Genomic DNA, 22008 nt, shown 5'->3' on the forward strand with positions numbered 1-22008 from the left:
AATAACGCCTTTGCCGGTTTAGGATGCCACTGCGGCGTGGGCACGGTGGTGGTGCGTGCGCCGTCGAGAAGTCGCCGGGGCTGGTGGCCGGCGAGCGGTGCCCGGTAGCAGGAGCAGCGATGGACGAGACACGGTTAGAAGCCGGTACGCAGTTCGGCCCGTATCTGCTCAAGCGGGTGATCGGCAGCGGCGGTATGGGGACTGTGTACGAAGCACAGGACACCACCATGGACCGAGTTGTTGCGCTGAAACTCATTTCGGGTCCCTACGCCCAGGATTCGGCTTACCGGCAGCGGCTACAGCGGGAGGCCCGCATTGCCGGACGGCTGCAGGACCCGCATGTGGTGCCGATCCACTCGACCGGCGAGATCGACGGGCAACTCTATGTCGACATGCGGCTGATCAACGGCACCGACCTGGACACCCTGTTGCAGCGTTCCGGTCCGTTGCCGCCGCACAAAGCGGTGTCAATCGTGCGCCAGATCGCCTCGGCACTGGATGCCGCCCACGCCGCCGGAGTGCTGCACCGCGACGTGAAACCGGGAAACATTCTCATCACCGCCGACGATTTCGCGTATCTGGTGGACTTCGGTATCGCCAACGCGGCCACCGAAACCAAGCTGACCCAGATGGGTGACGTGCTGGGCACGTGGACATACATGGCGCCGGAAAGGTTCCGCGGCGACGGGAGCGCAGTCACCCCGCGATCCGACACCTACGCGCTGGCGTGCGTTCTGGTCGAGGCGCTCACCGGGAACCCGCCGTTCTCCGGCGATACCGCGACTCTGGTCGGGGCGCACTTGACCGAACCGCCACCCCGGGTGAGTTCCCGCATGGGACTGCCCCCGGCGCTGGACGAGGTGATTTCGCGCGCTCTGGCCAAGAACCCCGACGACCGATACGCCACCAGCGGCGAGTTCGCCCGCGCGGCGGAGGAGGCTCTCGCGAGCCTGGGCAGCGCGACGGCGACCTTCACCATTCCGGGTAGTTCCGCACCCACGGTGCAGACCACACCCGGACAGCAAACATCATCCACGCAACCGCCGGTTCAGCAACCCTGGGCACAGCCGACTCCCCAGTACTATCCGCCCGGCCCCGCCGGGCTCGGCGGCCCATCGACCTTCGGGCCACAGGCGCTGTCGGGCAAGCGTAATCGATGGCTGCCGATCGCAGCTGCCGTCGTGCTCGTCGTCGCGATCGTGGCGGGACTGGCTATCTGGCAGCTGACCAAAGGTGATTCCACTGCGGATTCCACCGATATCAGCAAACTCGATGTGGGGCGCTACGGCACGAAGCCGCGGTCCCTGCCCGGTCCGGCCACTGCAGATGAAGGCCGCTTCCTGGAGGCTTACCGCCTTGCCGAGGGTGTCACCGACCCTTATGCCGTCGACCCCCTGCTGGACCATGTCTACGGACAGGCGGTCCCAGACCCGGAACAGGCTGCCACCGCAATTTCGGGTACCGGAACGCCACTGACGCAACCGGTTCTGCAGAAGTACGGGATGATCTCCGGATATTTCATCGAAGGGATCTCCAAGCGCTTCCAAGAGTTCGTCCGCGACCGCACCGGGGATCTGGCGGTGATCATGTTGACGAGCTTCCCCAACGACGACGCCGCCGCCCGGGCCGCCGTGGAGATGGACTCAGTGGACTTCGCCGTCAACCCCGAAAACCAGGCCACTCCCATACCTGGCTATCCGCAGGCCAAGGCTCATTATCGGCCCGGGTCCCCGTCGGTCGGCGCCACCATGGCCTCGGGCAGGCTGGTGATGTCCATTGCGGTTCGCAGCGACAACAACCCCGACCTGTCTTATCTGACCAATCGCGTCCAGCGGGTCTTGGACCTGCAGTTGCCGCTGGTGGGCAGACTCATTCCGGGTGCCGGTGTCGACCTCACTTCGATGCCGATCGATCCCGATCGGATGCTCAGCCGACTTTTCTTCGCCGGAGACCAGCCCAGAGTGTCACTCAATTTCGGCAGTATGGGCCCGCATGCTGCCGGTTTCTGTGCAGACAGCCAAGCCCGCAAAGACGGTTTGTACGCTGAAGCCGGAATCGACCGGTGCGCGTTCAGCTCTGACAGCGTCTTGCTGCGGACCAAGGATGAAGAGGCCGCCAAGACGTTGCTGCCCAAGCTGGTCGAGGCCGAGCGGGGGGAGTACATGGACCACGAGGTGCCGCCGCCCAACGACATTCCCGGCGCCCGCTGTTACGAACAGAAACAGGAAATCGTGGCCGACAACGCCAACAGTCGGTTCGAGTGTGCGGTGAATTTCGGACGTTACATCGGGTGGGTGCACAGCAACGAGGACAAGGACGCGCGCCAGCGTGCGGCGGCGCAGTACGCCATCCTCGTCAACAGCGCCTGAGCCTCCCGGAATACGCCTGCGTGCCGAAACCGCAGGACGCCAAGAAATTGTTGAGAATGCTTTGAGGCCCGCCCACCAGATTGCTGTTCAACAGTGCAGCGAATCTGGGGAGTGCGGAGATGGTGGGTCCGGAAGCAACCGGGATAGCACAGGCCGTTCGGCCGCCGTTGCCGGCAACCGCGCACCTTGATCTGGTCTGCTGCCTGCGGTCGCAATTCGAAACCTACGGCGCTAGCCGGCATTTCGTCTTTCTGCGCGAGTCCGGACGAAGGATGATCGAAGAACGCGTCACCTTCGCTGACCTCGACCGCGGTGCCCGTGCGGTGGCGGTCTGGCTGAAGTCCCGCCCGGAGACCAGCCGGCCGGTACTGCTGTTGTTCGAGCCAGGCATCGAGTTTTGGATGACGTTCCTGGGCTGCGTCTACGCCGGTGTCGTGGCGGTCCCCGCGCCGTTGCCGCACGACGAACGCAGCTTGCAACGCGTCGCAGCTATCCTCCGCGACTCCGACAGCAGTCTGGTGCTGACTTCCGCCGAGCTGCGGGCCGTGATCGCCACGGGCATCGGTGCCCTCGGCCTCGATCGCCCGATCACCTGCAGCGCCGACGATGACCGACCACCCGTGAATGCCGATGCGTGGACGATGCCTGAAATCACGCCCGACACAGTCGTCCTGCTCCAGTACACGTCCGGGTCGACCGGTGACCCCAAGGGCGTCGCCGTCACCCATGACAATGTGTTGCACAACGAGGCGGTTATCGCGCACGCGCTGGACGTGACTGACCAAGCCGTAGTGGTCGGTTGGGTCCCGCACTTCCACGATATGGGTCTGTTCAGTGTGCTGCTTTCCTTCGTTACCGGCGCAAACGCTGTCACCATGTCGCCGCTGGCATTCCTCAAACAACCGCTGCGAATGCTGTGGGCCATCAGTGACTACCGCGGAACACATTCCGCTGCGCCCAATTTCGCCTATGACCTGATCGCGCGCCGGGTGACGCCGGAGCAACTCGCCGGGCTGGACCTCGAGTCGTGGCGAGTCGCGTTGAACGGTGCCGAGCCCATCCGGTGGCGCACCATTGAACGGATCACCGGATTGCTTGCCCGGAACGGCTTTTCGCCATCGGCACTACGTCCGGCCTACGGAATGGCCGAAGTGACCCTACTGGCCACCGTCAGTCGCGGCGCACCGCGCCATCTCGACGCCGACACCGATGCCCTCGAACGCAATCGCTATGAAGCCGGCACGGACCACAGTGTGCGTCTGGTCAGTTCCGGTGAGCCGGGGCCGGGAATCGAGGTGCTCGTCGTCGACCCCGACACCCGCACGGTACTGCCCGATGGTCGGGTCGGCGAAATATGGTTGCGCAGTCGAAGTGTCGCCGCCGGCTACCACGGCAAGCCGGTCGAGACCGCAGACAGGTTTGCGGCATTGACCGACTACGGCACCGGCCCGTACCTGCGGACCGGCGACCTCGGATTCCTGCATGACGCGCAGCTCTACGTGACCGGCCGCCGCAAAGATCTGCTGATCGTCAACGGACGCAACCTCTACCCCCAGGACATCGAGGACTACGTCCAGACACTGCACCCGGCGTTGACGGGTGCACGGGGGGTCGCGTTCTCGGTCGACGTGGACGGCGGCGAACGACCGGTGGTGATTCACACCGTCAAGAGCAGCTTGCTCGGTGAGGTCACCTACGCCGAGCTGGCCGCCACAGTGAAGCGGGCCGTGGCAGGGGCTTTCGAGGTTCCCGCGCCCGTCGTGGTGTTCGTCGAACGCGGCGGCATCCACCTCACCACCAGTGGGAAGGTGCAACGAGCTTCGATGCGTACGGCGTTCCTACGTTCCCACCTGTCCCACGTACTGCACCACAGCCACAACGCCATCTGATGAGGAGCTTCGATGACCGCCCAACACCGTAACACCTTGCGCTGGTTGACTATTCGACTGGCTGCCGCCCTCGAAGTCGCACCGGCACTGGACCCCTTCGTACCCCTGGCGGACATGGGTGTCGACTCGGTGCGCGCGGTGAGCCTGGCCGGCGAGATCGAGACGCACTTCGACATCGATGTCGAGCCGACGCTGATCTTCGACTATCCCACCTTGTCGCACATCGCCGAATTCATCGGCACGGCCGTTGCAGAGCGAGTCGGCCACGTCGACGAAGCAGTCGCATGATGACCGACATCGCCGTTGTCGGCCTCGACTGCCGTTTTCCCAGAGCAACTGACCCGGCCGCACTCTGGCAGCTGCTGCTCGAAGGCGGCGACGGGGTGGACGAGATCACCGCGTCCGAGCGCTGGGATGGCGCCGCACTGCAGAACTCCGGAATCCTCAACCACCGCAATGCCGGACTGATCGCCGAGGCCGACGCCTTCGACAACGACTTCTTCGGCATCACGCCGCGGGACGCCGCGGCAATGGACCCGCAGCAACGCCTGCTGCTGCACACCGCTTGGCGGGCAATCGAAAACGCCACGCTGGACCCGCGCGGACAGGCTGGTTCCCACACCGGCGTGTTCGTCGGTGTGATGGCGGCCGAATGGGCACATCTGCAGATGCGCGACTACACCAGGATCACCGCTCAAACCGGTTCCGGCAACGGCCACTTCATGACCGCCAATCGGCTGTCCTACCAGTTGGACCTCAAAGGTCCCAGTCTCGCGGTGGACACCGCGTGCTCATCCTCACTTGTCGCGGTGCACCTGGCGGCTCAGGCGCTGCGGCACCACGAATGTGACCAGGCCTTGGCCGCGGGGGTCAACCTCACCCTCACCCCGGCCATCAACGCGTTCTATACGCAGGCCGGGCTGGCCGCCCCGGACGGTCGCTGCAAACCGTTCAGCGCGGCGGCCGACGGGATCGGGCGCGGTGAGGGCGTAGCCGTCATCGTATTGCGCCGACTGGCCGACGCGGTGGCCGAAAACTTGCCCGTCTATGCCGTGATCAAAGGCAGCGCGGTCAACAGCGACGGCCGCAGCAACGGCATCACCGCGCCGAATCGGTGGGCGCAGCAACAGGTTGTCGAAGCGGCCTGTCGTGCCGCCGGCATCGTCCCCGCCCAGATCAGCTTCCTCGAGGCGCACGGCACCGGGACGTTGCTTGGCGACATGATCGAGGTGAAGGCGCTGGCCCACGCCCATCGGCGGGGACGCGAAGAGCCCTGTGTGATCGGGTCCATCAAGGGCAACCTCGGTCACACCGAAGGCGCCGCCGGGATCGCCGGCCTGATCAAGGTGGTGCTCAGCCTGCATCACCGGATGGTGCCGCCCACGCGCTTCGCCGACGACGAGAACGCTGCGCTACGGCTGGGCGACGGTGGACTGCGATTGCTGTCCGAGCCCATGGCACTGCCGGCGGACGTCGTCTACGCCGGGGTGTCCAGTTTCGGTATCGGCGGCACGAACAGCCACGTGGTGCTCGCCAGCGCCGCTTCCGCGGCGCCCGTCCCGGCCACTACCGGTGGCGGGATCGTGACGCTGTCCGCTGACTCACCGGATGGACTGCACCGCAACGCAGTTCGGCTTGCCGAGGACCTGGAGAACAGCACCGCACCGCTCGCGCAGTTGTGCTGGTCGACGAACAAGATCAAGGCGACCGGCAAGGTGCGCCTGGCATTGGCCGCCCGCGACCGCGCCGCAACCGTCGCGGCACTGCGCGCAGGAGACTTCGACACCGGTGCCGCCGGCGGGATTTCGGCGGGCTGGCTGTTCAGCGGACAGGGCACGCAGTATCCGGGCATGCACCGGGCGCTGTACGAGGACAGTGTCGCATTCCGCGACGCGTTCGACCGGGTCGAAAGCACGATGCTGCCGTATCTCGGCGCGCGCATCGGCCGGCTGATGGATGACGAACGCGTGCATCGCACCGAATTCGCACAGCCGGCGATCTTCGCCGCGCAGTATGCGCAGACGCAGGCGCTCGCCGCGGTCGGTGCCGAACCGGCTTGGCTGCTCGGCCATAGCATCGGCGAGTACGCCGCCGCGGTTGTCGCCGAGGTGTTCAGTCTCGAGGATGCCTGCCGACTGGTCGTGGCACGCGGACGTTTGATGCAGCGGCTGCCCGCCGGCGGCGGCATGTTGGCGATACACGCATCGGTCAACGAACTTCCGTTCCGCACAATGGATGTCGCGGCCGTGAACGGCGACGGCGAAATAGTGCTGTCCGGTGCGTTGGACGCCATCGAGCGCACGGCGGCATGGTGTGCCGAGGCAGGTATCCGCGCACGAAGGCTGGACGTGTCGCACGCCTTCCATTCGGAGTTGATGGAGCCGATGGTCGCGGAGTTCGCGGCCGTAGCCACGCAGTGCCGCTACCAGCTGCCGTTGATTCCGATGTTTTCCACTCTGCGCGGTGGCATTCCCGATCGCGACGAACCGATGGACGCGCAGTATTGGACGGCGCACGTCCGGGCCACCGTCCGGTTCGGTGCCGCGGTCACCGAAGCGCTACAGACGCACCCGACCCACCTGGTGGAGTTCGGTTCCCGGCCTACGTTGGCGCCGATGATCATCCGATCCCATCCGGATGCGCCACCCGTCCTGTCGGTGGCTCGCGGTGTGGCCGAAACCGCCGCGGCGTTGTACCGCGACGGACTGAACCCCGACTGGGACACCCTGTATCCCGCCGATGCCAGGGTGGCGCACCGACTCGGCGGATATGAATTCAGCACCGCGAACCGCTACCGGATCACCGAACAAGCCGGTCCAACATCCCGGCACGACACCGGCACCGACACCGACACCGACAAGGAGCCCACGATGGAAAGTCTGGTGGCACTGTTCCGCGAGCAGGCGGCCGTGCTCGCCGCATACCGCGGTATCGACCTGCCGGCCGAGCTGACTACGCAGCTCGAATCACCGTCGCAGGTGGACACCAGCGCCGTGGTGCGGGCCGAGATCGCCCGCGTCAGCGGGTTTCCCGCGGCGCGGCTACATCTGTCGTCGACCATCGTCGGCGACCTTGGATTCGACTCCATCATGGTGACCGATCTGATCAACGGCTTGAAACGCAAGCTGCCCGGTCGCCAGGTTGATCTGGCGGCCTTCGGACCGGACACGATGATCGCCGATGTGGTCGCCATGGCCGGCGGCAGCGTAGGCGAGCCGGCCGAGGAAGCGACGCAGCCGCCCGCGGTCACCCCACAATTCCGGATCAGCGATTTCGAGGAGGTCAAAGCGCTGGCAGAACGGATCTCACTGGTCGACACCGCCGGCGTCGACAATCCGTACTTTGTGGTGAACGACGGCATCACCACCGACACCTCGATCATCAACGGTGTCGAGGTGATCAACTTCGCCAGTTTCAACTACCTGGGCCTGTCGGGTCACCCGGCAGTGGCTGAGGCCATGGCCGACGCAGTGCGTCGATATGGCAGCTCCTGCTCGGCGTCCCGCATGCTGTCCGGCGAGAAGCCGATCCACCGTGCGCTCGAACGCGAACTGGCCGATCTGCTCGGAACCCAGGATGCGCTGGCTCTGGTCAATGGGCACGCCACCAATGTGACATTGATCGGACACCTGCTCGGCGACCGCGACCTCGTCATCCACGACAGTCTCGCGCATGACAGTATCGTGCAGGGCTGCAAGCTATCTGGGGCCACTCGCCGACCCTTCCCGCACAACAATGCCGCCGCGCTCGACGAGCTGCTGACCGAAATCCGGCACCAGTACCGCCGCGTGCTGATCGTGATCGAGGGCGTCTACAGCCAAGACGGGGACGTCGCCGACCTGCCCGCCTTCATCGAGGTCAAGAAAAAACACCAGGCGTTGTTGATGATCGACGAGGCGCACAGCATCGGTGTGCTCGGAGCCGCTGGCGGTGGCGTCGGGCAACACTTCGGCGTCGACCGCGCCGACGTCGAATTATGGTGCGGCACAATGTCGAAAGCGTTGGCCGGCTGCGGTGGTTACGTGGCGGGAAGCCGGGAGCTGATCGAATATCTCAAATACACCACGCCGGGGTTCATCTTCAGCGGTGGCCTACCGCCGGCCATCGCGGCCGCGGCACTTGCTGCAATCACGGTGATGCGCAGCGAATCAGGCCACCTGCAGCGTCTGCACGAGTCGTCGGCGCTGTTCTTGAGGCTGGCCCGGGAAGCCGGCCTGAACACCGGAGACAGTCAGGGCACCCCGATCATTCCGTGCATCGTAGGCAGCTCGATGACGGCGCTGCGGTTGTCGCACGCACTGCTCAGGCACGGCGTCAACGCCAACCCGATCCTCTACCCGGCCGTGCCCGAGGACCAAGCGAGGCTGCGGTTCTTCATCACCAGTCAACACACTGAAGAGCAGATCCGTTACGCGGTGCGGGTTCTCGCCGGGGAGCTCGCGCTCGTGCCGGCGGCGTGAGGACCTATTCCATCCGGAGCCTGACCCCCGCCGCGCGCAGTTCCAGCACGGCCAGCCCCCGGATCACGACGGGATCCTCGTAGCGCCACCCCCCGACCGGATCCGCGCTGACGGCGGCGAGCTTGGCCGGTGAGCGGTTGGCCAGTGCGCGCAGCGCCAACAGCTGCTGGCCGGCTGCGGTGGCGGCCAGCGCGGTCACGACCCACTTGCGTCGGAAGAACCGGATCCGCAGGTACAGCCACGGCATCGTCACCGCCAGGATCGGTGGCAACGTGACCGCCAGCGCCAGCACCCACGCCAGCCAACTGGCGGTGGTGTCCAGTTCGTGCCCGGCTCCGGCGATGTCCATCGCCGCCTGGCTGGCCGCGTTCAGGGGCTGGCCGAGCGCGTCGCCCAGCAGGGGAATGTTGTGCGCGCTGTGCCCGGCCGACGCCAGGTTGCCCGCCACTCCCTTCGAGCCGACTTCGACCTGCCGCCCGGCTTCGGCGATCGTGGCAATCGCCTCGTGGACGGCGAAACCGACGAAGACCCAGATCACCGTCCACAACGAGATGGTGATGTCGCTCATCAGTTGGCCGAAAAGACGGAAGGGCCGGGTCGAGTAAGGCAAGTACCGCGTCATGACACCGATACCAGCACAGCTCGCAGCAGAATGACATCGTCTTGCCGGGTCTCCTGCGGGTCTGCCCGGCCCGGCCTGCCCGATAGGCTGACCCGATGCGACCCGCATTGTCCGATTACCAGCATCTGGCCAGCGGCAAAGTCCGGGAGATCTACCGCGTCGACGACGACCATCTGCTCCTGGTCGCCAGCGACCGGATCTCGGCGTACGACTTCATCCTGGACAGCACCATCCCGGACAAAGGCCGCATCCTGACCGCGATGAGCGTGTTCTTCTTCGGCCTGGTGAGCGCCCCCAACCACCTCGCCGGGCCACCAGACGATCCGCGCATCCCCGACGAGGTGCTCGGCCGGGCCTTGGTGGTGCGACGGCTGGAGATGCTTCCGGTGGAATGCGTGGCCCGCGGTTACCTGACCGGGTCGGGGCTTGTCGACTATCAGGCCACCGGAAAGGTGTGCGGCATCCCGTTGCCGCCCGGGCTGGTGGAGGCCAGCAAGTTCAGCACGCCGCTGTTCACCCCGGCGACCAAGGCCGCACTGGGCGATCACGACGAGAACATCGCATTCGACCGGGTCATCGAACTGGTCGGCGGGGTTCGCGCCAACCAACTGCGCGATCGCACCCTGCAGATCTACGTGCAGGCCGCCGATCACGCCCTGAACAGAGGAATCATCATCGCGGACACCAAGTTCGAGTTCGGCACCGACGCGCACGGAAATCTGTTGCTGGCCGATGAGATCTTCACCCCGGATTCGTCGCGGTACTGGCCGGCCGCGGACTACCGGCCCGGGGTGGTGCAGACCGCGTTCGACAAGCAGTTCGTCCGCAACTGGCTCACCAGCGCCGAGTCCGGGTGGGACCGGCACGGCACTGAGCCGCCGCCACCCCTGCCGGACGACATCATTGTCGCCACCCGAAACCGGTACATCGAGGCATACGAACGGATTTCGGGTAAGAGCTTCGACGACTGGATCGGTCCCGGCGCATGACCGAACGGCTGGCACCACCCGTGGCCAAACGGGTGGAGACCCGACGCGAGCACCATGGCGACCTCTTCCTCGATCCCTACGAGTGGTTGCGGGACAAGGACAGTCCCGAGGTCATCGCCTATCTGGAGGCGGAGAACGCGTACGTCGACCAACAGACGTCTGACTTGGACACATTGCGGCACCAGATATTCGACGAAATCAAGGCGCGGACCAAGGAGACCGACCTGTCGGTGCCCACCCGCCGCGGCGCCTGGTGGTATTACGCCCGCACCTTCGAGGGCAAGCAGTACGGTGTCCACTGCCGTTGCCCGGCAAGCGATCCCGATGACTGGAACCCGCCCCGGTTCGACGAACACACCGAGATTCCCGGTGAGCAGGTGCTGCTCGACGAGAACGAGGCGGCCGACGGTCACGACTTCTTCGCGCTCGGCGCTGCCAGTGTCAGCCTCGACGCGAACCTGCTGGCTTACTCCGTCGACACCGTCGGTGACGAACGTTATACGTTGCGGTTCAAGAACTTGAATACCGGCGAGCTGTATCCCGATGAGATCGCCGGGATCGGCGCCGGCGCGAGCTGGGCCGCCGACAACCGCACCGTCTACTACATCACCGTGGACGACGCCTGGCGGCCGGATACCGTGTGGCGCTACCGACTCGGCGCGGGGCAGCCCGCCGAGCAGGTCTATCACGAACCCGACGAACGGTTCTGGCTGGGGGTCGGACGCACCCGCAGTGACGCCTACATGATGATCGCGGCAGGTTCATCGGTCACGTCCGAGTACCGCTACGCCGACGCGGCCGACCCCGAAGCGCAGTTCACTGTCGTGTTGTCCCGCCGCGAAGGGGTCGAATACTCGGTGGAGCACGCCGTGGTCGGTGACGAGCAGCGGTTCCTGATCCTGCACAACGACGGCGCGGTCAATTTCACGCTGGTGGAAGCCCCGGTCGACGATCCGTCCCGGCAACGTACTCTGATCCCGCACCGTGACGACGTCCGCCTGGACGGTGTGGACGCCTTCGCCGGTCACCTGGTGGTCAGCTACCGACGGGCAGCATTGCCCCGAATTCAATTGTGGCCGTTCGCCACTGACGGCGGCTATGGTGATCCCGAAGAAATCACCTTTGACTCCGAACTGATGGCGTCGGGGTTGGGCGCCAACCCGAACTGGGCTTCACCCAAGCTGCGGGTGGGCGCCGGGTCGTTCGTGACACCGGTGCGGATCTACGACATAGACCTGCGCACCGGCGAGCGGACCCTGCTCCGAGAACAACCGGTGCTGGGCGGCTACCGTCGGGCCGACTACGTGGAGCGACGCGACTGGGCCATCGCCGAGGACGGGACCCGGGTCCCGGTCTCCATCGTGCACCGAGCCGACATCGAATTCCCCGCTCCGGCACTGATCTACGGCTACGGGGCCTACGAGATGTGTGAGGACCCGCGGTTCTCCATTGCCCGGTTGTCGCTGCTGGACCGCGGGATGGTCTTCGTCGTCGCCCACGTGCGCGGCGGTGGCGAGATGGGCCGGCTGTGGTACGAACACGGCAAGTTGCTGGAGAAGAAGAACACCTTCACCGACTTCATCGCGGCGGCACGGCATCTGGTGGAATCCGGTCTGACCCGCCCGCAGCAGTTGGTGGCACTCGGCGGCAGTGCGGGTGGTCTGCTGATGGGGGCGGTAGCCAATATGGCGCCGGAACTGTTCGCCGGAATCCTTGCCCAGGTGCCGTTCGTCGACCCACTGACCACCATTCTGGATCCTTCACTGCCGCTGACCGTCACCGAGTGGGACGAGTGGGGAAACCCCCTGCAGGACAGCGATGTCTACGCGTACATGAAGTCGTACTCGCCGTACGAGAACGTCGCCGGCCGGCCTTACCCGGCGATCCTGGCGATGACCTCGCTGAACGACACCCGGGTGTACTACGTGGAACCGGCCAAGTGGGTGGCGGCGCTGCGACACAGCAATCCAGACGGAAACCCCATCCTGTTGAAAACCCAGATGAAGGCCGGCCACGGCGGTATCAGCGGCCGCTACGAGCGGTGGAAGGAAACCGCGTTCCAGTATGCGTGGCTGCTGACGACCGCCGCTAACCAGCGGGCGTCTTGGGCAGAAACTTAGCCGGGATGAGCGTGATCAGCACCAACGCGGTCGCGATCACCCATACCACTGTGTAACAGTGCGAAAGGTCGTGCACGAGGTTCGTGCCGAAATTCGGGTCGAGGGTCCGCGGCGGTACCGCTGCCGGGTCCAACGCAGCGTGGCGTCGCACCGCCTCCTCCTGTAGCCGACCGAGTTCGTTTGCCGCGGCGATGTTTTCACTGCGGTTGAACTGGCTGGTGAGCACCATCGACATCAGTGCCGTCCCGATCGAGCCGCCCACCTGCAGATTGACGCTGATCAACGTGGAACCGCGGGCGATCTGATGCGGGGCCAGGGCCTGCACTGACGCCCCCGACAGCGGCATCATCGTGCAGCCGGTGCCCATGCCCATGATGGTCAAACCCACCGCCAGCAGCGGCAGGTAGCCGGCCTGGCGGGCGACACCGAAGGTGAAGATGCCCAGCCCCACCGCAATCAGCGTGATGCCGACCAGCACCGTCTTGCCGGGACCCTTGCGGTCCATGAACACCCCGGCCCACGGCATGGTGAGCATCGCCCCGATGCCCTGGGGGATCAGGTGCAATCCGGATTGCATCGGCGTCTGGTGCAGCACCTGCTGCAGATAGCTCGGGAGCAGCAACACCGAACCGAAGAACGCGATGGCGAACAGGAATGCCGTCACATTGGCATTGGTCACCACGGGGTTCTTGAACAGCCGCAGGTCCACCAGCGGATGCTCGGCGCGGAACCAGGCGTGCAGCAGGAACGCCCCGATCAGCACCAAGCCGGCCACTGCCGGTATCAACACCTGGCGATCAACCACGGTGCCGTGGCCGGGAATGGCGGACACCCCGAAGAGAAAGCTCGCCAATCCCGGGGACAGCAGCAGGGCGCCGACCGTGTCGAATGTCTCAGACGGTGCCGGCTGATCCCGCGGAAACACCAGCGCCGCAAGGACGAACGCGCACAACCCGATCGGCAGGTTGATCAAGAAGATCCACGGCCAGCTGAAGTCACCGATCAGCCAGCCGCCCAAGATGGGGCCGCCGATCGGACCGAGCAGCATCGGGATCCCGAGCACCGACATCAACCGGCCCAGCCGCTTCGGACCGGCCACCCGGGTGAGGATCATGAATCCCAGCGGCATGAGCATGCCACCGCACATGCCCTGTACCGCACGAAAGACATTGAGCAACAGGATGTTGGGGGCGATCGCGCACAGCATCGAGCCCGCCATGAACGCCAGCACCGACCCCATCCACAGCCGTTTGGTGCCGAACCGGTCGGCCGCCCAGCCCGCCAGCGGGATCACCGTGGCCAGCGCGAGGGTGTAGCCGGTCATGGTCCAGCCGACGACGGCCTGGGTCGACTCGAACTCGACGATGAACGTGCGTTGCGCGACGCTGACGACGGTGCTGTCCAGCCCCATCATCAGCGAGGCCAGGATGCACACCCCGGCGGTTCGCAGGGTCGGCGCATCCAGTTTGTCGGGGTAACCCCCGACCTGGGCCGGCCCCGCGGCGGCGGTTCGCAACGCGGGGTCGACTGGTGGGGAAAATGCCTCATCCATGGCGTTGCTGAGCATATCTAACGGCCTGCCTCCGGCGACGGGGCCGATAGACGTCTGCCGTCAGTGTGTCCTTCACCGTCTCGACATCTGGCATCGGCAAACTACCTGCGTGTCTGGAAAACTGATCGTCTCGGTCTCAGGGATTGGCGAGCACACCCTGGCCGACGTGGCCGACTTCTGTGCGCAGATGGATTCCCGCGCTGTTCCGGTGTCCTTCCTGGTGGCGCCGCGTCTCGGTGACCGTTACCGACTGGACCGCGACCCCCGCACCGTGGACTGGCTGACCGACCGGCGCGCCCACGGCGACGCCCTGGTGCTGCACGGCTACGACGAGTCGGCGACCAAGAAGCGGCGCGGCGAGTTCGCGACCCTGCACGCCCACGAGGCCAGCCTGCGACTCAAGGGGGCCGACCGGGTGCTCGAGCACCTGGGGCTGCGCACCCGACTGTTTGCCGCACCCGGCTGGCTGGTCTCGCCCGGAGTCGTCAAAGCGTTGCCGCGCAACGGGTTTCGACTGCTCGCCGACGCCTACGGAGTGACCGATCTGGTTCGGGACACCACGGTGCGGGCCCGGGTGCTCGGTATCGGCGAAGGATATCTGGCCGAGCCGTGGTGGTGCCGGATGGTGGTGATGTCAGCCGACCGGGTCGCCCGGCGCGGCGGGGTGGTCCGAATCGCCGTCGCCGCTCGTCACCTGCGCAAGTCCGGTCCGCGGCAGGCCATGTTGGACGCCGTCGACCTGGCTCTGCTGCAGCAGTGCACCCCGATGGTGTACCGCTGGCAGGCCGACAAGGCGGTCCTGGACGCCGCTTAGCTCGATGCGGGCCGCCCGCACCGGTGGCACTAACGTGTATCGACATGAGCGATGCGAGTCCTGGTTCCGACGGGTTCAACGCCGACGCGATCATCGTCGGAGCCGGGCTGGCCGGACTGGTCGCAGCGTGCGAACTGGTGGACCGCGGGTTGCGGGTATTGATCGTCGACCAGGAGAACAGCGCCAACCTCGGCGGGCAGGCCTTCTGGTCGTTCGGCGGCCTGTTCTTCGTCAACAGCCCCGAACAGCGCCGACTGGGCATCCGCGACAGTCCTGAACTGGCCCTGCAGGACTGGCTGGGGACGGCTGCGTTCGATCGTCCCGAGGACTACTGGCCAGAACAGTGGGCACATGCCTATGTCGACTTCGCGGCGGGGGAGAAGCGCAGTTGGCTGCGCACCCGGGGCCTGAAGATCTTCCCGCTGGTGGGCTGGGCCGAACGCGGCGGTTATGACGCGCAGGGGCACGGTAATTCGGTTCCGCGCTTTCACATCACCTGGGGGACGGGGCCGGCGCTGGTCGAGATCTTCGCGCGACAACTGCGTAACCGGCCGAATGTGCGGTTCGCGCACCGGCACCAGGTCGACCGGCTGATCGTGGAAAGTGACGCGGTGACCGGGGTCCGGGGCACCGTGCTGGAACCGTCGGACGAAGCCCGTGGCTTCCCGTCATCGCGAAAAGCAGTGGGAAAATTCGAATTTCGTGCCTCAGCGGTGATTGTGACCAGTGGCGGTATCGGCGGCAATCACGATCTGGTGCGCAAGAACTGGCCGCGACGCATGGGCCGGGCGCCCAAGCAGTTGCTCAGCGGGGTTCCGGCGCACGTCGACGGCAGGATGATCGGCATCGCGCAGAAGGCCGGCGCGCGGGTGATCAACCCCGATCGGATGTGGCATTACACCGAGGGCATCACCAACTATGACCCGATCTGGCCGCGGCATGGCATCCGCATCATCCCGGGGCCGTCGTCGTTATGGCTGGACGGGGCGGGAAATCGGTTGCCGGTCCCGCTCTATCCCGGCTTCGACACGCTGGGCACCTTGGAGCACATCGCCCAGACCGGCTACGACTACACGTGGTTTGTGTTGAACGCCAAGATCATCGAGAAAGAGTTCGCCCTTTCGGGTCAGGAGCAGAACCCCGACCTGACCGGTCAGAGTGTCCGCCAACTGTTGCGGTCGCGGACCCGATCCGGGCCGCCCGGTCCGGTGCAGGCATTCGTCGACCAAGGAGTGGATTTCGTCACCGCTGACTCGTTGGCGGAGCTGGTGGACGCCATGAACGCGTTGCCCGACGTGCAACCGCTGGACTACGAGACGGTCCACGCCGCGGTCACCTCGCGGGATCGCGAGGTGGCCAACAAGTTCACCAAGGACGGGCAGATCACCGCGATCCGCGCGGCCCGTACCTACCTGGGCGACCGGCTGGGCCGGGTGGTGGCGCCGCACCGGCTGGTCGATCCCAAGGCCGGACCGCTGATCGCGGTCAAGCTGCACATCCTCACCCGAAAGACGTTGGGGGGCATTGAAACCGACCTGGACTCGCGGGTGCTGAGGTCCGATGGCAGCGCGGTGGCCGGGTTGTACGCCGCTGGTGAGGTCGCCGGCTTCGGTGGAGGCGGTGTGCACGGCTACCGGTCCCTGGAGGGCACCTTCCTGGGTGGCTGCATCTTCTCCGGACGGGCCGCCGGCCGCGGCGCCGCCGCGGACATCAGTTAGCCGGAACCCCCGCGCAACTCAGAAGGTGACGCCGTCCTCTTCGCGGAGCACCTGGAAGTCGGTGCTGGTCATCTCGGTGAGCCGGCCGTAGTAGATGCCGCGGGCGTCGGGAGCCACGATGCCCTGATGGATGGGCACTGCCCGCGCGGGGTTCACGGCCCGCAAATAGTCCACGGCCTCCGAGATCTTCATCCAGGGCGCCGCGGCGGGCGTGGCCAGCACGTCCACCGGCTCGTCGGGTACGAACAACGCGTCACCCGGATGCATCAACCTCGCGGGATGGTCACCGTCGCCCACCAGATACGAAATGTTGTCTATCACAGGGATTTCCGGATGGATGACGGCGTGCCGGCCACCGACCGCTCTGATGGTCAGCTGCTCGACAGACAGTTCGTCCCCCACGTGCACGGCGTGGCACGGCTCGCCCAGCTGCGCCGTGGTCTGTGGGTCGGCATACAGCGTGGCGGCCGGGTTGCCCTGCAGCAGTGCCGGCAACCGGGTGACGTCGACGTGGTCGGGATGCTGGTGGGTGATCACGATGGCGGCCAGGCCGGTGATCCCCTCGAAACCGTGGGCGAAAGTGCCGGGATCGAAAAGCACCTTGGTGTCCCCGAACTCGGCGAGCAGGCAGGAATGCCCGAAATGCGTCAGTTGCATGCTTACGATTGTGCCCTGATGGGGGCCGTGCAGTTGAGGATGTTGGTGGCGACGATGATAGTCGCCGGTTGCCTGGTGATCGCACTGGTCGCGGTGCCGGCGGCGAACGCCGAACCGGAAACCTGTCCGCCGATCTGCGATCAGATCCCGGGGACCGCGTGGATCCAACGCGAATCGGTGCCGCTGCACGGCGTGTACCGGTGGCCGTCGTTGGCAGCGGTGGCGGTGCCTCTGACCGGCGGGCCTGCCACGCCCCAGTTCCGGTTCGAGCAGGTCTGTGGCACCGCGGCCCTGCCGCAGGACCCCCGCAATTCCGCCGTGGCGGCCCGCGCGCTGGTCACCCGGGACCACTGGCAGCTGCAGGCGCTGATCCTGCACTGGCGCGGCGACACCGCGCGCGGGGGCGCGAATGCCGCAGCGGTGTTCAGCACTGCGCTCGCAGCACTGCGCGCCTGTCAGCTCGGTGCGCCCGCGCAGTCGCCGTCGGTCACCGACGAGGAACCGACCCGGATGGCCGCCGTCATCAGCGGACCGGTCATCGTGCACACCTACCTGGTCGCACATGTGGCGAGCAGCACGGTCAGCGAACTGACGCTGTGGTCGTCGGGGTCTGACCAGGTGCCCTGGCCGGTGATCTCCGACGCCGGGGTCCTGGACGCCCTCACCGCTCCGCTGTGCGATGCGTACCTCGGCTCCTGCCCGTGACGGACGAAATTCGCTCTGGCACTGCGTATTTGCGGTAGGTTCGGCGGATGGTCACCCTCGATGTCCTCTACAGCGCGGCTCTGCATCCGTGGCCGGAGCTACGGGAGAAGGTGCTGCGCGCAGAGGCGGAGGGCTTCGGTACCGCGTACGTGTTCGACCACCTCTCCGGTGCGATGTTGTCCGGCAGCCGAATGCTGGAGTGCTTCACCCTGGTCGGGGCGCTGGCCGCAGCCACCTCCACGATCCGGATCGGCACCCTGGTGGTGAACGCGGCCAATCGGCCGGCCGGGGTGACGGTCGCGGCCGCCGCCTCGGCGCAGGAGATCAGCGGCGGGCGGTTCGTGTTCGGTCTCGGCGCCGGCGGCGCACCGGACAGTCCGTGGTCACGCGAGCAGCGGCTGGTCGATATCACCCTGGCCGACTCCCTGCGGGCGCGGCACCGGCACCTGGTCGACGTGCTCGACCTGTGCGACAGCCAGTGGGACCCCGCCAGGGCGGCCGCGTGGGCCGGCTTTCCGTTGCCGGTGCCCAGGCCACCGGTGTTGCTCGGCGTCAACAGCGTCGCCCTGGCCGAGATCGGCGGTGACCGCTGCGACGCCGTCAATGTGCGTCTGGACCATCCCCGCATCGGTGAGTTCTTCCAGGCGGCCCGGGCCGCCCGCGCCCGATCCGCCCGGGCCGGGACCCCGCTGGTGCTCAACGCCTGGACGGCGCTGTCCGATGCCGCGCTCGACCCGCACGGTGCGGTGCAGCACCGGATCAGCGACCTGGGCGGCCACGGGCTGATTTTGGTCGGGTGATCACACCTGGTCCATCGCCGGTAGAGTCGCGGGCGGAGCGATCTGAGCTGAGGAGGAGCGCGGTGGCCCGGGTGGTCGTGCATGTGATGCCCAAAGCGGAGATTCTCGACCCGCAGGGCCAGGCCATTGTCGGTGCCCTGGGCAGGCTGGGTCATCCGGGGATCTCAGATGTGCGTCAGGGCAAGCGGTTCGAGTTGGAGGTCGACGACACTGTCGACGACTCGGTGCTCGCCGACATCGCGGAGTCACTGCTGGCCAACACCGTGATCGAGGAGTGGACGATAAGTCGGGACCCGCAGTGACGGCCCGGATCGGAGTGATCACCTTTCCCGGCACCCTCGACGACGTGGATGCCGCGCGGGCGGCACGGAAGGTCGGCGCGGAGGCGATCAGCCTCTGGCACGCCGACGTCGACCTCAAGGCGGTCGATGCCGTGGTGGTGCCCGGCGGCTTCTCCTACGGCGACTACCTGCGGGCGGGTGCGATCGCCAGGTTCGCCCCGGTGATGGGCGAAGTGGTGGCGGCGGCCGGTCGCGGCATGCCGGTGCTGGGCATCTGCAACGGCTTCCAGGTGCTCTGCGAGGCTGGTCTGCTGCCGGGTGCGTTGACCCGAAACGCCGGTCTGCACTTCATCTGTCGCGATGTGTGGTTGCGGGTGGCGTCGACGTCGACGGCCTGGACGTCGCGTTTCGAGAGCGACGCGGACCTGCTGATTCCGCTGAAGTCCGGCGAGGGCCGATACGTGGCACCGCGGGAAACCATCGAAGAACTCGAGGGCGACGGGCGGGTGGTGTTCCGCTACCGCGACAACCTCAACGGCTCGCTCAACGACATCGCCGGCATCAGTTCAGCCAACGGCCGCGTGGTCGGGTTGATGCCGCATCCCGAACATGCCATCGAAGCGCTCACCGGCCCCTCCGACGATGGCCTCGGATTGTTCTATTCAGCGCTGGATTCGGTGCTGGCCGCCTGATATCAGGCCGACAAGACCGCGTAAGGTGCTGCGGCACGGCGCAATTCGTCGAATTCAGCGGTGATCGCGGCAGTCGCGTCATGCACGTCGGCGAAGGTCTGGTCGTCGGTCAGCACCGCGATTCCCAGTTGGTCCGCGTAGCTCCACACGGTGATGTTGACCGGTGCACCCGGCGACAGCACGCCCGTGGAGTAGATCTCGCTGACCGGCGCACCGCCGAAGTGACCCCGCTGTCGCGGTCCCATGACGCTGGAGACAGCAACATTCATGATCTTGTTGTGGCCCTCGCGTCGACCCAGCCAGCGGAACATCGCCGGGGCGATCGCGGCCGGCAGGTAGTTCATCAGCCGGCCGTAGAGCCGGGAGCCGAGTATCTCGTGGTCCTCCTTGGCGTACCTGGACGCCCGTGCTACCAGCCGCACCCGCTCGAGTGGATCGGCGACGTGCACCGGCAGCGACACCGACAGGCCGCTGATCTCGTTGCCACTGATCCGGTCGGACTTGTCGGTGGCAGTGGGGACCGACGCGATGATCGGGCGGTCCGCGATGCCGTCGTAGTCGAGCAGCAGGGTCCGCAGACCTCCGGCGGCCATGGCCAGGATCAGGTCGTTCATCTTGACGCCCAGTTCGGCGGCGGTCGCTTTCACGTCAGCCAAAGGCAGTGCGGCGCTGGCGAAGCGGCGCTGTGGTGACACCACGTGGTTGAGGAAGGTCGGTGGAGCATCGAACGTGTCGGCCAGATCGGGGTGGCTGCCGCGTTCCCGTGCGCGACGACGCATCCGGACCGTGCCCGAGACGGCGTCCCGGATCAATCCGGGCAGCGCGGCCAGTTGCCGCACGTGGTCACGTGCGGCCGCACGCAGCAGGTCCGCGGAAGTCGCTGTGGCGCTGTCGTTCTGAATCGGCGCGACGGTCATGTCGACGAGATCCATGGCCCGGGCCAACAGGTTCGCCGATGCGACACCGTCGGCCAGCGAGTGGTGCACTTTGCCGATCACCGCGAAACGGCCCCCGGCCAGGCCCTCGGCGAAATGGAACTCCCACAGCGGGCGACTGCGGTCCAGCGGTGTGGAGGCGATCTCGCCGATCAGCTGATCCAGTTCGCGGCGCCCGCCCGGCGCCGGAACCTGCACGCGTCGTAGGTGGTAGTCCAGGTCGACCGCGCAATTCTGCTGCCACACCGGGTGATTCAAACGCCAGGGAATCTCGACCAAGCGGTATCGCAACGGCTCCAGCAGGTGCAATCTGGCTTGCAGGTGCTTGCGGAATACCTCGAAGCCGAACTCGCCATCGAATGTCGATGCGTCGACGACGGTGACCTTCAGGGTGTGGGTGTGCAGGTTGGGCGTCTCGCTGTAGAGCAGCATCGCGTCCATCCCGTTGAGTCGTTTCATCTGACACCCCGTTCTCAGCCGACGATGGGCAGTCGGCGCTCGCCGGCCAGGCGGTCGAGCGCGGTCTGCATCACCGCGCGGACATGGGCGTCGACCTCGGCCACGTCGGGATCCGCACCGAACTGGGCGACGACGTCGATGGGTTCGAGCACCTCGGTGACGACCTTGGCCGGCATCGGCAGGTTGGGCGGGAAGAAGACGCTGAAGCCGAAGGGAAAGCCGAAGCTGACCGGCAAAATATCCGACCGCAGCTTATTGAGGCCGAGTCGGCGGGCCAGCCAGTTGCCGCGGGTGAGGAACAACTGTGTTTCCTGCGCGCCGATCGACACCGTCGGCACGATCGGAACCCCGGCTTCGACGGCGGTCCGGACGTAGCCGGTGCGCCCGTTGAAGTCCACAGAGTTGGCCTCGAAGGTGGGCCGGTAGGAGTCGTAGTCACCGCCGGGGAAGACCAACACCACCGCGCCGGAGTGCAGGGCGGCCGCGGCGTTCTCCCGGCTCGCCTCGATGACGCCGAGGCGCCGCAACCAGCCGTCCATCGGCCCCATGAACAGCGCGTTGTGCCCCAGGGTGTAGACCGGCCGGTCGTAACCGAAGGTGTCGTAATACTGCGGCGAGAAGATGAACACATCCGGGGTGAACATGCCCCCCGAGTGGTTGGACACCACCAGCGCGCCGCCGACCGCGGGCACGTTGTCCATGTGGCGCACTTCGGCGCGATGCCACCGCTTGATGACGGGTGCGACGGTGTCGATGACCTGTTTGGTGAACGCGGGGTCCCACTTGGCGATCTCGCGGTCGTCGCTGCTGTTACTGACATCACCCGTCATGGCTTCTCCGATTGCGTTTAGGACCCCGCCTGCGCTGGGGATTCCTGAAGTGAGCGCTCTCTACATCCGTAGAGGATATGCTACTCTCATTTTAAGAGAATGTCATTATCGTGCGG

General features: G+C 66.3%; 17 protein-coding genes. 12 read left to right on the plus strand and 5 right to left on the minus strand.

The annotated features are described in order from the left end of the window. Nucleotides 1-119 precede the first annotated feature (119 nt). The 4 genes from AC5Y6Y_RS15865 to AC5Y6Y_RS15880 all read left to right on the plus strand — a co-directional run bounded on the left by AC5Y6Y_RS15865 (nucleotide 120) and on the right by AC5Y6Y_RS15880 (nucleotide 8718). Entirely contained in the window at nucleotides 120-2369 is a 2250-nt protein-coding gene (locus AC5Y6Y_RS15865) for a serine/threonine-protein kinase (protein WP_499919036.1), read from the plus strand. Between the two features lie 119 nt (nucleotides 2370-2488). Continuing rightward, the gene (locus AC5Y6Y_RS15870) at nucleotides 2489-4258 is read left to right on the plus strand and encodes a fatty acyl-AMP ligase (protein WP_499919035.1); all 1770 of its coding nucleotides are present in this window, start codon (nucleotides 2489-2491) and stop codon (nucleotides 4256-4258) included. A gap of 12 nt (nucleotides 4259-4270) precedes the next feature. Then, nucleotides 4271-4546: an acyl carrier protein gene (locus tag AC5Y6Y_RS15875; protein WP_499919033.1), complete on the plus strand. Its 276-nt coding sequence runs from the start codon at nucleotides 4271-4273 to the stop codon at nucleotides 4544-4546. After that, a complete protein-coding gene (locus AC5Y6Y_RS15880; protein WP_499919032.1) occupies nucleotides 4546-8718 on the plus strand; it encodes an aminotransferase class I/II-fold pyridoxal phosphate-dependent enzyme in 4173 nt (1390 codons plus the stop codon). The genes AC5Y6Y_RS15875 and AC5Y6Y_RS15880 overlap by 1 nt, the downstream gene beginning before the upstream one ends. A 4-nt stretch (nucleotides 8719-8722) precedes the next feature. On the opposite strand, the gene AC5Y6Y_RS15885 is transcribed toward AC5Y6Y_RS15880, so the two are convergent. Further along, nucleotides 8723-9340, minus strand: coding sequence for a hypothetical protein (locus AC5Y6Y_RS15885; RefSeq protein ID WP_499919030.1), 618 nt, complete (start codon nucleotides 9338-9340; stop codon nucleotides 8723-8725). Nucleotides 9341-9435: 95 nt separating this feature from the next. On the opposite strand from AC5Y6Y_RS15885, the gene AC5Y6Y_RS15890 reads away from it, so the two are divergent. Together AC5Y6Y_RS15890 and AC5Y6Y_RS15895 are read left to right on the plus strand one after the other, a co-directional pair. Then, nucleotides 9436-10329 (plus strand): phosphoribosylaminoimidazolesuccinocarboxamide synthase, encoded by an 894-nt coding sequence (locus AC5Y6Y_RS15890; protein ID WP_463828440.1) that lies wholly within the window; start codon nucleotides 9436-9438, stop codon nucleotides 10327-10329. Beyond that, complete coding sequence (locus AC5Y6Y_RS15895) at nucleotides 10326-12449, plus strand: S9 family peptidase (RefSeq protein WP_499919026.1); 2124 nt, start codon at nucleotides 10326-10328, stop codon at nucleotides 12447-12449. Before AC5Y6Y_RS15890 ends, AC5Y6Y_RS15895 begins: the two co-directional genes overlap by 4 nt. Here the strand turns inward: AC5Y6Y_RS15895 and AC5Y6Y_RS15900 are convergent. Continuing rightward, entirely contained in the window at nucleotides 12418-14016 is a 1599-nt protein-coding gene (locus AC5Y6Y_RS15900; protein ID WP_499919023.1) for a DHA2 family efflux MFS transporter permease subunit, read from the minus strand. The two genes, AC5Y6Y_RS15895 and AC5Y6Y_RS15900, sit on opposite strands and share 32 nt — an antisense overlap. A gap of 94 nt (nucleotides 14017-14110) precedes the next feature. Here AC5Y6Y_RS15900 and AC5Y6Y_RS15905 point away from each other — a divergent pair, with 94 nt between their 5' ends. Together AC5Y6Y_RS15905 and AC5Y6Y_RS15910 are read left to right on the plus strand one after the other, a co-directional pair. Then, the gene (locus AC5Y6Y_RS15905; RefSeq protein WP_463828443.1) at nucleotides 14111-14815 is read left to right on the plus strand and encodes a DUF2334 domain-containing protein; all 705 of its coding nucleotides are present in this window, start codon (nucleotides 14111-14113) and stop codon (nucleotides 14813-14815) included. A gap of 23 nt (nucleotides 14816-14838) precedes the next feature. After that, nucleotides 14839-16533: an FAD-binding dehydrogenase gene (locus AC5Y6Y_RS15910; RefSeq protein WP_463828444.1), complete on the plus strand. Its 1695-nt coding sequence runs from the start codon at nucleotides 14839-14841 to the stop codon at nucleotides 16531-16533. Nucleotides 16534-16551: 18 nt separating this feature from the next. Here the strand turns inward: AC5Y6Y_RS15910 and AC5Y6Y_RS15915 are convergent, their stop codons facing one another. Next, nucleotides 16552-17190 carry an MBL fold metallo-hydrolase gene (locus AC5Y6Y_RS15915; protein WP_463828445.1) on the minus strand — a complete coding sequence of 213 codons (639 nt, stop codon included), beginning with the start codon at nucleotides 17188-17190 and terminating at the stop codon, nucleotides 16552-16554. Here AC5Y6Y_RS15915 and AC5Y6Y_RS15920 point away from each other — a divergent pair. The 4 genes from AC5Y6Y_RS15920 (at nucleotide 17167) to purQ (ending at nucleotide 19668) form a co-directional block, all read left to right on the plus strand. Beyond that, entirely contained in the window at nucleotides 17167-17895 is a 729-nt protein-coding gene (locus AC5Y6Y_RS15920; protein ID WP_499919021.1) for an ATPase, read from the plus strand. The two genes, AC5Y6Y_RS15915 and AC5Y6Y_RS15920, sit on opposite strands and share 24 nt — an antisense overlap. A 47-nt stretch (nucleotides 17896-17942) precedes the next feature. Beyond that, a complete protein-coding gene (locus tag AC5Y6Y_RS15925) occupies nucleotides 17943-18695 on the plus strand; it encodes an LLM class flavin-dependent oxidoreductase (RefSeq protein ID WP_473140093.1) in 753 nt (250 codons plus the stop codon). A gap of 62 nt (nucleotides 18696-18757) precedes the next feature. Then, nucleotides 18758-18997: a phosphoribosylformylglycinamidine synthase subunit PurS gene (gene purS, locus AC5Y6Y_RS15930; protein ID WP_463828448.1), complete on the plus strand. Its 240-nt coding sequence runs from the start codon at nucleotides 18758-18760 to the stop codon at nucleotides 18995-18997. Beyond that, a complete protein-coding gene (purQ, locus tag AC5Y6Y_RS15935; protein WP_463828449.1) occupies nucleotides 18994-19668 on the plus strand; it encodes a phosphoribosylformylglycinamidine synthase subunit PurQ in 675 nt (224 codons plus the stop codon). Before purS ends, purQ begins: the two co-directional genes overlap by 4 nt. A 2-nt stretch (nucleotides 19669-19670) precedes the next feature. Here purQ and AC5Y6Y_RS15940 read toward each other — a convergent pair whose 3' ends face one another. Both AC5Y6Y_RS15940 and AC5Y6Y_RS15945 read right to left on the minus strand, forming a co-directional pair. Further along, nucleotides 19671-21062: a WS/DGAT/MGAT family O-acyltransferase gene (locus AC5Y6Y_RS15940; protein ID WP_499919019.1), complete on the minus strand. Its 1392-nt coding sequence runs from the start codon at nucleotides 21060-21062 to the stop codon at nucleotides 19671-19673. 14 nt (nucleotides 21063-21076) lie between these two features. After that, nucleotides 21077-21892, minus strand: a complete 816-nt coding sequence (locus tag AC5Y6Y_RS15945; protein ID WP_463828451.1) for a lysophospholipid acyltransferase family protein — start codon at nucleotides 21890-21892, stop codon at nucleotides 21077-21079. Between the last annotated feature and the right edge of the window lie 116 nt (nucleotides 21893-22008).

It is taken from the genome of Mycobacterium sp. NGS24 (assembly GCF_059813065.1).

Excerpts from the sequence above, each read along its gene's own strand:
- AC5Y6Y_RS15945 (WP_463828451.1), bottom strand. The coding sequence starts at position 21,892 with ATGACGGGTGATGTCAGTAACAGCAGCGACGACCGCGAGATCGCCAAG.
- AC5Y6Y_RS15940 (WP_499919019.1), bottom strand. The coding sequence starts at position 21,062 with ATGAAACGACTCAACGGGATGGACGCGATGCTGCTCTACAGCGAGACG.
- AC5Y6Y_RS15880 (WP_499919032.1), top strand. The coding sequence starts at position 4,546 with ATGACCGACATCGCCGTTGTCGGCCTCGACTGCCGTTTTCCCAGAGCA.
- AC5Y6Y_RS15920 (WP_499919021.1), top strand. The coding sequence starts at position 17,167 with ATGCCCGAAATGCGTCAGTTGCATGCTTACGATTGTGCCCTGATGGGG.
- AC5Y6Y_RS15865 (WP_499919036.1), top strand. The coding sequence starts at position 120 with ATGGACGAGACACGGTTAGAAGCCGGTACGCAGTTCGGCCCGTATCTG.
- AC5Y6Y_RS15900 (WP_499919023.1), bottom strand. The coding sequence starts at position 14,016 with ATGCTCAGCAACGCCATGGATGAGGCATTTTCCCCACCAGTCGACCCC.
- AC5Y6Y_RS15895 (WP_499919026.1), top strand. The coding sequence starts at position 10,326 with ATGACCGAACGGCTGGCACCACCCGTGGCCAAACGGGTGGAGACCCGA.
- AC5Y6Y_RS15890 (WP_463828440.1), top strand. The coding sequence starts at position 9,436 with ATGCGACCCGCATTGTCCGATTACCAGCATCTGGCCAGCGGCAAAGTC.
- AC5Y6Y_RS15885 (WP_499919030.1), bottom strand. The coding sequence starts at position 9,340 with ATGACGCGGTACTTGCCTTACTCGACCCGGCCCTTCCGTCTTTTCGGC.
- AC5Y6Y_RS15915 (WP_463828445.1), bottom strand. The coding sequence starts at position 17,190 with ATGCAACTGACGCATTTCGGGCATTCCTGCCTGCTCGCCGAGTTCGGG.
- AC5Y6Y_RS15875 (WP_499919033.1), top strand. The coding sequence starts at position 4,271 with ATGACCGCCCAACACCGTAACACCTTGCGCTGGTTGACTATTCGACTG.
- AC5Y6Y_RS15925 (WP_473140093.1), top strand. The coding sequence starts at position 17,943 with ATGGTCACCCTCGATGTCCTCTACAGCGCGGCTCTGCATCCGTGGCCG.
- AC5Y6Y_RS15870 (WP_499919035.1), top strand. The coding sequence starts at position 2,489 with ATGGTGGGTCCGGAAGCAACCGGGATAGCACAGGCCGTTCGGCCGCCG.